This is a genomic window from Alkalispirillum mobile (assembly GCF_003664325.1).
Taxonomy (GTDB): domain Bacteria; phylum Pseudomonadota; class Gammaproteobacteria; order Nitrococcales; family Halorhodospiraceae; genus Alkalilimnicola; species Alkalilimnicola mobilis.
Genome location: NZ_RCDA01000001.1, coordinates 51368 through 63080, shown reverse-complemented (window position 1 = coordinate 63080; position 11713 = coordinate 51368). Strand labels below are relative to the sequence as shown.

Sequence of the window (11713 nt, the reverse complement as noted above, 5' to 3'; positions counted from 1 at the left end):
GATGGAAACCCGTGTGAGCTACACCCTGGTGGGCCTGTTCGTGATTGTGCTCACCTTTGCCGTCATCGGCGCCGGCCTCTACCTGGGGGGCGACATCCGCACCACGCCACACCGGGACTTCGCCCTCTACATGGACGAGTCCGTGGCCGGGCTGAACGTCAGCGCCCCCGTGCGCTACCACGGTGTCGACGTCGGTCGGGTGCAGGGCATCTCGCTCAACCCGGAACACCCGGACGAGGTGCGCGTGGTGATCTCCGTGGAAGAGGGCGTCCCAGTTGGCCGTGAAACGGTTGCCACCATCCGCTCCCAGGGGCTCACCGGCATCTCCTTTATCGAACTGAGCGGCAGCACCACCGAGCCGGTCACACCAGACCCCCGGGCCGGTGACACCCTGCCCGAGATCACCACCACGCCCTCGTTCGGCGCCCGGGTGGAGCAGACCGTTGACGAGGCCCTGGGGGTGATGAGCGTGATCGCCGACGAGGTCCGCGACCTGCTGCGGGAAGAAAACCGCGAGCGCGTCTCCCGTCTGCTGCACAACGCCGAAATCCTGAGTGGCAACTTGGCGGACAGTACCGGCGAACTGGACCAGACCGTGGCCCGCGTCAACCGGCTGCTGGAGCAGGGCAACCAGACAGCCGAGCGGCTGCCGGACAGCATGGACCGCCTCGATGCCACCCTGGACCGCTGGGCCGGTCTGGCCGATGACCTGGGCGAGACCGGCGAGGCCCTGGGCACGCTGGCCACCCGGGGCGAAACCACGCTGATCGACCTGAACCAGAGCGTGATCCCGGAACTGGGCACCCTGCTCTACGACATCCAGCGGTTGTCGCGGGACCTGGATCGGACTCTGGAGGAATTCAGCGACGAGCCCCAGATGCTGATCTACGGTCGCCAGCCCATCCCCCCCGGCCCTGGAGAGGAAGCGCGTTGACATGAGCCACCGACTGACGGTCCCGATCACCGCCCTGGCCCTTGCCCTACTGCTGACCGGCTGCGGCCTCATGCTACCGGAACCGGCAGAGACTCCGCGCACCTACAGCCTGTCCTGGAACCCGGACGACCGCCCCCGGGCTGAGGACCCCATCGCGGGCGCGGTCAGGATCATGCCCACCCAGGCCCAACCCGGCTACACCAGCACGGCCATGCGCTACCGCCGGGATGACTGGGAACTGCAGCGCTTCGCTCACCACAAGTGGGTGGAGCCGCCGGCGCGCATGCTCACCCCGGCCCTGGTCACCGCACTGGAACACGACGGCCCGTTCGAACAGGTCGTACACGGCTCCGGTGTCGTAAGCACCCCTCTGCGCCTGCACACCGAGCTGGAACGGCTCGAGCACCGCTTCGAGGATGACGATGACCCGGGTCGCGTGCTGTTAACGTTGCGCCTGCAACTGCTGGACGGCGATGCCGGCCGGGTGGTGACCACGCAACGCTTCCATGCCGAGGTGCCCGCTGACACCCGCGACCCCGTGGCCGGCGCCCGCGCGGCCAACCTGGCCCTGGCCGAACTGCTGCCACAGATCACCGATCACCTGCGCGAATCCCTGGAAAGTCGCTGATATGTTCAAAGCCCTCGAAAAAGCCGCCCCCGGCACCCGCCGCCCCCTCGCCGACGTTCTGGACGCGCTTCCCTGGAACGAACAGGGGCTGTTGCCGGCCATTGCCCAGCAGCATGACACCGGCGAAGTGCTGATGATGGCCTGGATGAACCGTGAGGCGCTGGAGGAAACCCTGCGAACCGGCCGGGTGTGTTACTTCTCCCGGTCGCGGGGCAAGCTTTGGCGCAAGGGGGAGAGCTCTGGCCAGGTGCAGCAGCTGGTGGAAATGCGCCTGGACTGTGACGGCGACACCCTGCTCGCCCGGGTGGACCAGACGGGCCCCGCCTGCCACACCGGGCGGCGCAGCTGCTTCTACCACCGCCTGGAAGGCGAGGTCATGGAAGTGATCTCCGCCCCGGAGGTGGACCCCGCCACCCTCTACAGCCGCTAGGCGGTGGCACCTCGGAATGGCCCCTCTTACCGCCCAGTTGGTGCGGCAATCGGAACGCTTTGCATCCGAAACGTTATCACATAACATCAACGACCCTGACCCTATCGGATGCCGAGGCAAGAGGGACCATGCTGCAGATCAAAGACCTGGCCTACCGCTACCGTGATGGCCAACCGCTCCACTTCCCGGACTGGCGGGCGGAAGCCGGAGAACACTGGTGGCTATCCGGCCCGTCGGGCACCGGCAAGACGACCCTGCTCCACCTCCTGGCCGGCCTGCTCTCCCCCAGCAGCGGAGCGGTCCGGGTGAACGAGCAAACCATCACCGACTTCCCGTCAGCGGCCCGCGACCGTTTCCGGGGCCGTCATATCGGTCTGGTCTTTCAGCGGCTCCACCTGCTGCCGGCGCTAACGGTGGCCGCCAACCTGGAACTCGCGCGCTACCTGGCCGGCCTCCCGCGTGACCACGCCCGGATCGAGCAGGTCCTGGAGCGTCTGGGCCTTGCGGACCTGGCCGGGCGCAGGGCACATCAGCTTAGCCAGGGTCAGGCGCAACGCGTCGCCATTGCCCGCGCCGTGGTCAACCGCCCCAGCATCCTGCTGGCCGACGAACCCACCGCAAGCCTGGATGACGAGAACGCCCGGCGGGTGGCCGAGCTGCTGTGCGAACAAGCCGCAGCCTGCCGCGCTACCCTGGTGGTGGCCAGCCACGACACCCGCCTGGCCCGGTGGTTGCCCCACCGGCTCGACCTCGCGGAAGGGAGGGTCGCGGCATGAACGCCTTCCGCCTTACCCTGAACTGGCTCCGTTTCCGCCCACTGACCGCCCTGCTCAACCTGTTGCTGATGGCACTGGGCACCGGCACTATCGCCCTGTTGCTGCTGTACGGCCACCAGCTGGACCGGCAGTTCACCCGGGACGCCGAGGGCATCGACCTGGTGGTCGGCGCCAGCGGCAGCCCCCTGCAGCTGATCCTCTCCAGCGTTTACCACCTGGATGTCCCCACGGGGAACATTCCGGAACAGGCGGCCCGCGACCTGCGTGACAACAGGCTGGTGCGCGAGGTGATCCCGCTGGCCTTGGGCGACAACTACCGCGGCCACCGGATCGTGGGCACTGAGGCCTCCTTCGTGGACCTTTACGGGGGGACCCTCTCAGATGGCCGTCTCTGGGAGGGAAGCATGGAGGCCACCCTGGGCGCCGAGGTGGCGGCTCGCCACGGCCTCGCGATCGGCGACGAAATTGTCGGCGCACACGGGCTGGGTGGGGGTGACGGGCATGTCCATGACTACGCGCCCTACACTATCGTCGGCATCCTGGCGCCCACCGGTACGGTGATGGACCGCCTGGTGCTCACCTCAGTGCAAAGTGTCTGGGATGTCCACGACCCGGATCACGACCATGGTCATGATCATGAAAACGTACATCAGCACGAGCACGAACACGAACACGACCATGGGCATGGGCATGGGCATGGGCATGGGCATGAAGGCGAGCATGCTGGCCACGGGCATGAGCACGAGGCGGCAGAAGATCAGGAACTCACCGCGCTGCTGGTCCGTTATCAATCGCCGATGGCAGCCATGCAATTGCCGCGTAGCATCAATGCCGAGCCGGGGCTGCAGGCCGCCGCGCCGGCCTATGAGAGTGCCCGGCTGATGAGCATGCTCGGGGTCGGGCTGGACACGCTGAAGGCCTTCGGTGGCATCCTGCTGCTGGCCGCGGGCGTCGGGGTGTTCATCGGTCTGTATAATGCCCTGCGAGAGCGACGCCACGACATCGCCGTGATCCGCAGCCTCGGGGCCTCCCCCCGGCTGGTCAGCGGGCTGATCCTGCTGGAGGGGCAGCTGCTTGCCCTGGTGGGCACGCTGCTCGGCCTGGCGGGTGGTCACCTGGCCGCCGAGCTCATCGGCCGCTGGATCGGCGCCGATCGCCCGCTGGAGCTCACCGGGTTGATGTGGGTGCCCAGTGAGGGTTGGCTGCTGCTGATTGCCTCCGGTATCGGTCTGGTCGCCGCCCTCCTGCCCGCGTGGCAGGCCTACAGGAGCGATATCGCCCTGACATTGTCCGAACGCTGATTGCGGAGGGAGCACCATGCCGTCTATTGCACCGAAATGGCTCGGTGCAGGGATGCTTATCGCCACCCTCGCCCTGGCCGGTTGCCTGGGCGAGGGGCCGGAGACAGAACAATCGGACCGGGGAGCGATCAGCAGCTACCTGGACGGGAACCTGGAGCTGGGTGAAGTCGAGGCCCTCAGCCTGGATGCCGGCGACCAGGTCAACCTCGCCTTCCGACTCACCGACGCGGACGGTCGCCCCGTCGCGGGCGAGCGGTTGGCGGTCCTCTCCCGGGCCGGCAATCTGATCACGCACCCGGCCCCCAGGACCGACGACGACGGTTACGCCCGCACCCGCCTGCTGGCGCAGCGCGGCGGCCAGGACACCCTGGAGGTCACCGCGCCCGGCGATATCAAGGGCGAGTTGCGCCTGCGTGTCGGTGGCGACGAAGCCAACGGCCACGAGGATCACCAGGTGGGCGAGGCGCAAGTGCCCGAGCGGGAGGACGTGGTCAGCTGGAGCCGCCTGGGCGCCCTGGAGACCTGGGAGGAGGACGACCTGCTGGCGGCGGAGTTCCCCGACGACATCCAGGCGCTGGAGGGCAGGACCATCCGCGTGCAGGGTTTCATGATGCCGCTGGAGCAAGGCGACCGCCAACGCCACTTCCTGCTCAGCAAGAGCACGCCCAGCTGCTTCTACTGCGCCCCCGGCGGGCCTGAGAGCGTGGTGGAGATCAAGGCCGACCGTGGACTGGCCTTCACCTTCGATGCCCTCGTCCTGGAGGGCGAGCTGGAGTTGCTGGACCCCAACGAGATGGGCATGTTCTACCGGCTGAAAAACGCCCGCAAGGCGGACTGAAGCACCGGTGACGGGGCAGGCTATCCGTCTGCCGCCTGCTCACGGCGAACCACCAGGCGCCAGCTGGACGTCACCACCATGGCCAGGCTGAACAGCAGCGTTGCCGCCACCACGATCGCTGGCCCCGTGGGCAGGTCCCAGTTCCAGGAGCCCCGCAACCCGCCGGCCACCGCCACGCAGCCCAGCAACGCGGCCAGCACGGCCATCTGCTCCGGCGTGCGGGCGAACAGCCTTGCAGTCGCGGCCGGGATGATCAGCAACGAGGTGACAAGCAGGATGCCCACAATGTTCATGGCGATGGCGATCACCCCCGCCATCAGCGCCATGAACAGCAGTTGCAGCGGCAGGATGGGCACACCCTCCGCACGGGCCAGCTCCTCGTGCAGTGTCATGGTCAGCAAGGGCCGCCAGATCAGCACCAGCACCGCCAGCACGGCCGCTCCCCCCAGCCAGATCCACCAGAGCTCCATCTGCCCTACCGACAGGATATCCCCGAACAGGTAGGCCATCAGATCCACCCGCACGTGCTCCATGAAGGCCAAGGCCACCAGCCCCAGCGACAGACTGCTGTGGGCCATGATGCCGAGGATGGTGTCATCCGCCAGACGCTGTCGGCTACGCAAAACCACCAGCAGAACCGCCAGTGCCCCGCAGACCAGCACGATGCCGAAATTGATATTCAAGCCGACCAGAAACCCCAGCGCCACGCCCAGTAGTGCCGAGTGCGCCAGGGTATCGCCGAAGTAGGCCATGCGCCGCCAGACCACGAAACTGCCCAATGGCCCGGCCACCACAGCCAGCCCGAAGCCCGCCAGCATGGCTCGGATCAGGAAATCATCCATGACTGCAATGCTCCCCAGGTTCATGGTCGTGGGCGTGGGGGAATACCGCCGTCTCCGGCCCGAGGTGCGAGCCGAACAGCGCCAGGTACTCCGGGTGCGCACGCACCGACTCCGGCGCCCCGCGGCAGAGGATGTGTCCCTCACTGAGGCAGAGCACCTGGTCGGTGGCCGCCATCACCAGGTTCAGGTCGTGAGAGACCACCAGCACCCCGCACCCGTAGCGCTCGCGGATGTGCCGGATGAGCCGGTAAAGCTCCCCCTGGCCGCGCTGGTCGAGCCCGGCCGCTGGCTCATCCAGCGCCAGCAGGTGGGGCCGGGAGAGCAGTGCCCGGGCCAGCAGCACCCGCCGCAGCTCACCACCGGAGAGCCCCTGCATCGGCCGTTCCAGCAGGTGGGCCACCCCGGCATCGGCCACGGCCGAGTCCCAGTTGCCATGTCGCCCCCGTGGGGCCAGTTTCATAAACCGACGTGCGGTAATGGGCAGGTTCCGATCGATGCGAAAGTGCTGCGGCACGTAGCCCACCCGCAAGCCGTCACGGTGCCGGACCTGGCCCTGGTGATCGCGAATCAGGCCGGTAAGCACCTGGACCAACGTCGACTTGCCCGAGCCGTTGGGGCCCACCAGGGTCACCACCTGACCGGCCTTGACCGCCACGTCCACGTTGCACAGCACCGGCTGCTGCCCCCGGGTTACCGTCAACCGTTGCGCCGCCACCAGCGTGTCGTCATCCACTGCAGGGCCCGCGCTTGCGCGCCGACCGACCGTCAGACCGAACATGCCGACCCCGAGCACCTCGGGCAGAGCCCGCTGAGTTCGATGGTCTGCCGCGCCATCCGGAAGCCCATTTCCTGCGCCTTGCGGTCAATCAACTGGCTGATTTCGTTATCGGAGAGTTCAGCCACCGACTGGCACCGTTCACAGATCAGGAACTGGCAGGCGTGGGGCCGTTGCGGCGCGCCGCAGCCCAGGTAAGCCGTGAGGGATTCGAGCCGGTGGATGAGCCCCTGCTCCAGCAGGAACTCCAGGGCGCGGTACACCGTGGGCGGCGCCACGCCGTCGCGCTCCCGGCGCAGCTGCTCCAACAGATCATAGGCCTTGACCGGCTCGTGGCTGGCCCAGACCAGCTCCAGCACCCGGCGCCGCAGGGGAGTCAACCGGGCCCCGCTGACCTGGCAGACCTCCTCCGCCCGCCGCAGCGCTGACTGCTGGCAACGGTCGTGATCGTGGCCATGGCCTTTGAAATCAGTAACGACTACCGGCTCAGTCATGCCTGATGGCCCTATATTGCCCCTTCGGATGCGCAATGTTATAACATTTTTCCACGAATCGCAGAACCACAGCTCCCCGCCACCTGACACCGGGAAACCATCATGAAGCGCAAACTGATCACCACCCTTGCAGCCACCCTGGTCGGGCTGGGCCTGAGCCTGCCCGCGCACGCGGAGCCCCCCCGGGTTGTCGCCAGCATTGTGCCCCTACACAGCCTGGCCGCCTCTGTGATGGACGGCGTGGCCGAGCCCAAGCGCCTGCTCCCCGGCGGCGCCTCCCCCCATACCTACAACCTCCGCCCCTCCGAGGCCGACATGCTCAGCAAGGCGGAGCTGGTCATCTGGGTAGGCCCGGAGCTGGAGAGCTTCCTCGAACGACCCCTGCGCAACCTGGCTGCTGACGCTGAGGTGCTGGAGGTCGCCGGCCTGGAGGGCATCCGCCTGCTGGACACCCGCGACGGCGGCCAGTGGGACTCGCATCATCACCACCACGATGGCGGTGACGACCACAACCACGGGCATGATGATCATCACGATCATGGCCACGACCACGATGATCAGCACGACCACGGCCATAGTGATGACCATGATCATGGCCATGGCCACAATGGCGACCACGGGCACGCTCATGACGATGAGCATGGGCATGGGCATGGGCATGACCACGATGGGGATCACGGGCATGATCACCACCACGGCGAACATGACATGCACCTCTGGCTGTCGCCGGACGTTGCCCGGGCGTTCGTGACCGCCCTCTCCGAAAAACTGAAGGCAATGGACCCGGACAACGCGGCAACCTACCGTGATAATGCCGAGGCCACCCTGAGCCGGATCGACGAACTGGACAATCGCCTGGCGGAACGCCTGGCGCCGCTGGCGGATCACGCCTACCTGGTCTTCCATGACGCCTATCAGTACTTCGAGGCGCACTATGGCCTGAGCCCGGTTGGTTCCGTGACCGTCAACCCCGAACGGCAGCCCAGCGCCCGCCGGCTCTCTGAACTACGTCAGCGTATCCGCGACACCGACGCCCGCTGCGTCTTCGCCGAGCCGCAGTTCCGTCCAAGCCTGGTGGAGACCCTGGTGGAAGACACCGACGCCGAGGGTGGTGTGTTGGATCCCCTGGGTGCCGAGCTGGCCCCCGGGCCGGACGCCTGGTTCGAACTCATGGAAAACATGGCCAGCGACCTGGAAGCCTGCCTGGCGCGGGACTGAGTGTGTCCGCTGAGGTCGGCCCCAGGCCGGCCTCAGCGCCCGGGTTTTTCCGCCACCCGGTTTCGCAGGTAGACCGGCTGCGCCTGTTCCGGGGCCAGCCCCCCGCCCTCGGCCAGCACAAGGCGGGCGCGCGGCAGGGCATCCCGGGCCAGCGGCACCGCCTCAGGCAGCAGCCCGGCCAGGGTACCCGGCTGCCCGGCCCGCAACACCTCCGGATAAGCCTGCCACCCCTTGCCAACCGCCCACCAGGCAGTATCAGCCGGCATTGCCGGGACCTGGTCCGGGGCGCAGACCCGCTCCTCTGCCACCGGCGCCATCAACCCCGTCCCGGAGCGGCGAAACGCGCTCCAGTAAACCTCGCCCATTCGCGCATCCAGGGCGGCCAGCACGCTCTCCGCGCCCTGCTCGCGCCAGGCGCCCTCGGCCAGCATCTCCAGGTTGGAGACGGCCACCACGGGCAGATCCCGGGCCAGCGCCAGGCCCTGCACCACCGAGGTGCCGATCCGCAGACCGGTGAAGGACCCCGGACCGCAGCCCCACGCCAGGCCATCCAAATCGCCCAGCGTCAAGCCCGCTTCGGCCAGCACCTCGCGCACCATGGGCAGGATCCGGGCGGTATGACCGCGCGGGCTGATCACGCTGTCAGACAGCACCGAGTCGCCAACCGCAAGGGCAACCGAGCAGGCCTCGGTGGCAGTGTCCAATGCCAGGATACGTTGCACCGTCATCTCCCGGGACTAATCTTGAAAAATGGCTCCACAGTATACCGCCGGCCCCGTCGGTGTTCATGCTTCAGGGCCCACCAACTTGACCTGCTTATAGCGGAATGTTTGAATGACGGGCTTAAAGAAGCAACGAGGACTCGGTTTGCGAGCCCTATCAGTAGAAAAACTGGCCACAGCCAGTATCCCAATTCGAAACACCTGTCCCCTCCCCCGAATGCCCGGCCCGGGCCTGCCCGGTCACCGCCCATCGGTATGCCGGCGCATTCACGCACCCGCTCTCTGTCCCTCAGTAGACTAGCCAGCGAGGAGATACCCGTGTCTGAACAGAACGCGGCGGACGGCATTGTAATCCGCACCCCCACGATCGATGACGGTGGCCCCATGTGGCGCGTGGTGCGCGACTCCGGGGTTCTGGACCTGAACTCCAGCTACCTCTACCTGCTGATGGCCACCGACTTCGCTGAGACCAGCGTGGTCGCGGAAATGGATGGCCGGGTGGTGGGCTTCGTCATCGGCTATCGCCCGCCTCAGCGGCCCGACTCCATCTTCCTCTGGCAGGTGGGCGTGGACGAGGCGGCCCGCGGCAAGGGGCTGGGCAAGCGCCTGCTGCGCGCCTTCCTGGCGGCTCCGGGCGCGCGCGGCGCGCGACTGCTGGAAACCACCATATCCCCTTCCAACGCGGCCTCGCGCGCGCTGTTCGCCGCCATCGCCCGCGAGCTGGGGGTGGACAACCTCGAGAGTGAGCACTTCAGCGAGGCGCACTTCCTGCCCGATGAGGGCCACGAGCCGGAGATGCTGTTCCGCATCGGCCCGCTCGACCCCGAGACCGTGCAACAGCGCTACGGCGACTGCATCGCCTGAAGCAGGTGCGCCAACGGCGTAAACCGATCAAGTCAGCCCGATAGAGGAATCACCATGACCATCGACTACATGCAGACAATTGAGGACCACGAGTCCATCGTGCGTTCCTATGTCCGTAGTTTCCCGACCGTCTTCGAGAAGGCGAAGGGCAGCTACCTGTACGACGGCGACGGCAAGGCGTATCTCGACTTCTTCGCCGGCGCCAGTGTCATGAACTACGGCCACAACCACCCGGAGCTGCAGAAGGCGCTGATCGAATACCTGCAGAATGACGGCGTGGTGCACACCCTCGACATGGCCACCAAGGCCCGGGCGGAGTTCCTGGACACCTACCACCGGCTGATCCTGGAGCCCCGCGGCATGGAATACCGGGTGCAGTTCCCCGGGCCCACCGGCACCAACGCCGTGGAGACCGCGCTGAAGATCGCCCGCAAGGTCACCGGCCGTGAGGACGTCATCTCCTTCACCAACGCCTTCCACGGCATGACCCTGGGCTCGCTGGCCGTCACCGGCAACGAGTTCAAGCGCAAGGGCGCCGGCATCCCGCTCACCCACGGGCAGACCATGCCCTACTGCGGCTACTTCGGCCCCTGCGAGAACTGCGGCGGCCCCGAGCGCAACTGCGTCGACTACCTGGACCGCATGTTGAAGGACGGCGGTTCCGGGGTAGACCACCCGGCGGCCATCATCCTTGAGCCCATCCAGGGCGAGGGCGGCCTGAACAGTGCCTGCCTGGAGTGGATGCGCCAGGTGGAAGCGCTGTGCCGCAAGTACGACATGCTGCTGATCGTTGATGACATCCAGGCCGGTAATGGCCGTACCGGGCCCTACTTCAGCTTCGAAGAGGCCGGCATCAAGCCCGATGTCATCACCGTCTCCAAGTCCATCAGCGGCTTCGGCATGCCGCTGGCCATCACCCTGGTCAAGCCGGAGCACGATATCTGGGAGCCGGGCGAGCACAACGGTACCTTCCGCGGGTTCAACCCGGCCATGATCACCGCCAAGAAGGCGCTGGAGCTCTACTGGAGCGACGACAAGTTCGAGAAAGACACCCTGCGCAAGGGCGAACTGGTCCGCGACGGTCTGCAGAAGATCCTCGACAAGCATCCGGAGACCCCCGGGTCCCTGCGCGGTCGTGGCATGTTCCGCGGCATCGCCTTCGAGCACCATGAACTGGCCGAGAAGATCAGTGAACACGCCTTCGAGCGTCAGCTGATCATCGAGACCTCCGGCCCCCGTGACGAGGTGCTGAAGCTGCTGCCGCCGCTGGTCACCTCCGACGAGGACCTGAAGAAGGGGCTCGATATTATCGAGGAGTCCCTGGTTGCAGCGGCGAAGGAGCTCGGTATCCGCTGAGCCGCCTCCGGCAGCCTGCCCCGAAAACGGGGCAGACCCTGCAAAAACGCCGGCATGCGGTGCTCCATACCGCATGCCGGCGTTTTTTTGGATCGGTATCCCCGCTGCAGTCGACGCCGCAACGGGCAGGCACCGCTCAGTCGTCGTCCTCGACCAGCTTGTAGGCGCCGTCCTCGTCGTGGGTTTCGCGGCCGGTGACCGGCGGGTTGAAGGCGCAGATCAGGCGCATGTCCTCGGTGCCGCCCCGCAGGATGTGGCGGTCGTGGTTGTCCAGCGCATAGAGCACACCATCGTGGATCTCGTGCACCTCGCCGGTGGCCAGATCCTCGATGCTGCCGTTTCCGGCAACGCAGTAGACCGCCTCCAGGTGGTACTTGTACCAGAGGTGCAGTTCGGCACCGGCGGGAATAATGGTCTCGTGGAAGGAGAAGCCCATGCCGTCCTTCTTGAGCAGCAGACGGCGGCTGGTCCAGCCCGGCCCGGAGACTTCACGCTCGGAACCGATGATGTCCTGCACTTTTACGATCTTCATGTT

Annotated in this window: 14 protein-coding genes; 9 read left to right on the top strand and 5 right to left on the bottom strand. The window is 66.8% G+C overall.

The genetic code is table 11. The annotated features are described in order from the left end of the window. Position 1: 1 nt before the first annotated feature. The 6 genes from DFR31_RS00295 to DFR31_RS00270 all read left to right on the top strand — a co-directional run bounded on the left by DFR31_RS00295 (position 2) and on the right by DFR31_RS00270 (position 4907). A complete protein-coding gene (locus DFR31_RS00295; protein ID WP_121440680.1) occupies positions 2–934 on the top strand; it encodes an MlaD family protein in 933 nt (310 codons plus the stop codon). A gap of 1 nt (position 935) precedes the next feature. After that, complete coding sequence (locus DFR31_RS00290) at positions 936–1562, top strand: ABC-type transport auxiliary lipoprotein family protein (RefSeq protein ID WP_121440679.1); 627 nt, start codon at positions 936–938, stop codon at positions 1560–1562. 1 nt (position 1563) lies between these two features. Continuing rightward, positions 1564–1992 carry a phosphoribosyl-AMP cyclohydrolase gene (gene hisI / locus DFR31_RS00285; RefSeq protein WP_121440678.1) on the top strand — a complete coding sequence of 143 codons (429 nt, stop codon included), beginning with the start codon at positions 1564–1566 and terminating at the stop codon, positions 1990–1992. Between the two features lie 128 nt (positions 1993–2120). Continuing rightward, the gene (locus DFR31_RS00280; protein ID WP_121440677.1) at positions 2121–2768 is read left to right on the top strand and encodes an ABC transporter ATP-binding protein; all 648 of its coding nucleotides are present in this window, start codon (positions 2121–2123) and stop codon (positions 2766–2768) included. Next, positions 2765–4069, top strand: coding sequence for an ABC transporter permease (locus DFR31_RS00275; RefSeq protein WP_121440676.1), 1305 nt, complete (start codon positions 2765–2767; stop codon positions 4067–4069). The genes DFR31_RS00280 and DFR31_RS00275 overlap by 4 nt, the downstream gene beginning before the upstream one ends. A gap of 16 nt (positions 4070–4085) precedes the next feature. Beyond that, entirely contained in the window at positions 4086–4907 is an 822-nt protein-coding gene (locus DFR31_RS00270) for an Ig-like domain-containing protein (protein ID WP_170153547.1), read from the top strand. Between the two features lie 20 nt (positions 4908–4927). Here DFR31_RS00270 and znuB read toward each other — a convergent pair whose 3' ends face one another. Genes znuB through DFR31_RS00255 form a run of 3 tightly spaced genes read right to left on the bottom strand, consistent with a single transcriptional unit; the run spans position 4928 to position 7018 of the window. Next, positions 4928–5749, bottom strand: a complete 822-nt coding sequence (gene znuB / locus DFR31_RS00265; RefSeq protein WP_121440674.1) for a zinc ABC transporter permease subunit ZnuB — start codon at positions 5747–5749, stop codon at positions 4928–4930. After that, positions 5742–6527 carry an ATP-binding cassette domain-containing protein gene (locus DFR31_RS00260; protein WP_121440673.1) on the bottom strand — a complete coding sequence of 262 codons (786 nt, stop codon included), beginning with the start codon at positions 6525–6527 and terminating at the stop codon, positions 5742–5744. The genes znuB and DFR31_RS00260 overlap by 8 nt, the downstream gene beginning before the upstream one ends. Then, a complete protein-coding gene (locus tag DFR31_RS00255) occupies positions 6515–7018 on the bottom strand; it encodes a Fur family transcriptional regulator (protein WP_121440672.1) in 504 nt (167 codons plus the stop codon). The genes DFR31_RS00260 and DFR31_RS00255 overlap by 13 nt, the downstream gene beginning before the upstream one ends. 102 nt (positions 7019–7120) lie before the next feature. On the opposite strand from DFR31_RS00255, the gene znuA reads away from it, so the two are divergent. Then, positions 7121–8236 carry a zinc ABC transporter substrate-binding protein ZnuA gene (gene znuA / locus DFR31_RS00250; RefSeq protein WP_121440671.1) on the top strand — a complete coding sequence of 372 codons (1116 nt, stop codon included), beginning with the start codon at positions 7121–7123 and terminating at the stop codon, positions 8234–8236. Between the two features lie 32 nt (positions 8237–8268). Here the strand turns inward: znuA and tsaB are convergent, their stop codons facing one another. Continuing rightward, complete coding sequence (gene tsaB, locus DFR31_RS00245) at positions 8269–8958, bottom strand: tRNA (adenosine(37)-N6)-threonylcarbamoyltransferase complex dimerization subunit type 1 TsaB (protein WP_245971049.1); 690 nt, start codon at positions 8956–8958, stop codon at positions 8269–8271. A 318-nt stretch (positions 8959–9276) separates the two neighbouring features. Between tsaB and ectA the strand changes: the two genes are divergently transcribed. Both ectA and ectB read left to right on the top strand, forming a co-directional pair. Next, the gene (gene ectA / locus DFR31_RS00240; protein ID WP_245971048.1) at positions 9277–9822 is read left to right on the top strand and encodes a diaminobutyrate acetyltransferase; all 546 of its coding nucleotides are present in this window, start codon (positions 9277–9279) and stop codon (positions 9820–9822) included. 54 nt (positions 9823–9876) lie between these two features. Continuing rightward, the gene (gene ectB, locus DFR31_RS00235) at positions 9877–11178 is read left to right on the top strand and encodes a diaminobutyrate--2-oxoglutarate transaminase (RefSeq protein WP_121440668.1); all 1302 of its coding nucleotides are present in this window, start codon (positions 9877–9879) and stop codon (positions 11176–11178) included. Positions 11179–11314: 136 nt separating this feature from the next. On the opposite strand, the gene DFR31_RS00230 is transcribed toward ectB, so the two are convergent. Next, complete coding sequence (locus tag DFR31_RS00230) at positions 11315–11710, bottom strand: ectoine synthase (RefSeq protein ID WP_121440667.1); 396 nt, start codon at positions 11708–11710, stop codon at positions 11315–11317. Positions 11711–11713 lie beyond the last annotated feature (3 nt).

Coding starts and splice junctions, on each gene's coding strand:
- ectB (WP_121440668.1), top strand. CDS start 9,877: ATGACCATCGACTACATGCAGACAATTGAGGACCACGAGTCCATCGTG.
- DFR31_RS00290 (WP_121440679.1), top strand. CDS start 936: ATGAGCCACCGACTGACGGTCCCGATCACCGCCCTGGCCCTTGCCCTA.
- DFR31_RS00260 (WP_121440673.1), bottom strand. CDS start 6,527: ATGTTCGGTCTGACGGTCGGTCGGCGCGCAAGCGCGGGCCCTGCAGTG.
- DFR31_RS00230 (WP_121440667.1), bottom strand. CDS start 11,710: ATGAAGATCGTAAAAGTGCAGGACATCATCGGTTCCGAGCGTGAAGTC.
- DFR31_RS00280 (WP_121440677.1), top strand. CDS start 2,121: ATGCTGCAGATCAAAGACCTGGCCTACCGCTACCGTGATGGCCAACCG.
- DFR31_RS00255 (WP_121440672.1), bottom strand. CDS start 7,018: ATGACTGAGCCGGTAGTCGTTACTGATTTCAAAGGCCATGGCCACGAT.
- hisI (WP_121440678.1), top strand. CDS start 1,564: ATGTTCAAAGCCCTCGAAAAAGCCGCCCCCGGCACCCGCCGCCCCCTC.
- DFR31_RS00275 (WP_121440676.1), top strand. CDS start 2,765: ATGAACGCCTTCCGCCTTACCCTGAACTGGCTCCGTTTCCGCCCACTG.
- znuB (WP_121440674.1), bottom strand. CDS start 5,749: ATGGATGATTTCCTGATCCGAGCCATGCTGGCGGGCTTCGGGCTGGCT.
- DFR31_RS00270 (WP_170153547.1), top strand. CDS start 4,086: ATGCCGTCTATTGCACCGAAATGGCTCGGTGCAGGGATGCTTATCGCC.
- znuA (WP_121440671.1), top strand. CDS start 7,121: ATGAAGCGCAAACTGATCACCACCCTTGCAGCCACCCTGGTCGGGCTG.
- DFR31_RS00295 (WP_121440680.1), top strand. CDS start 2: ATGGAAACCCGTGTGAGCTACACCCTGGTGGGCCTGTTCGTGATTGTG.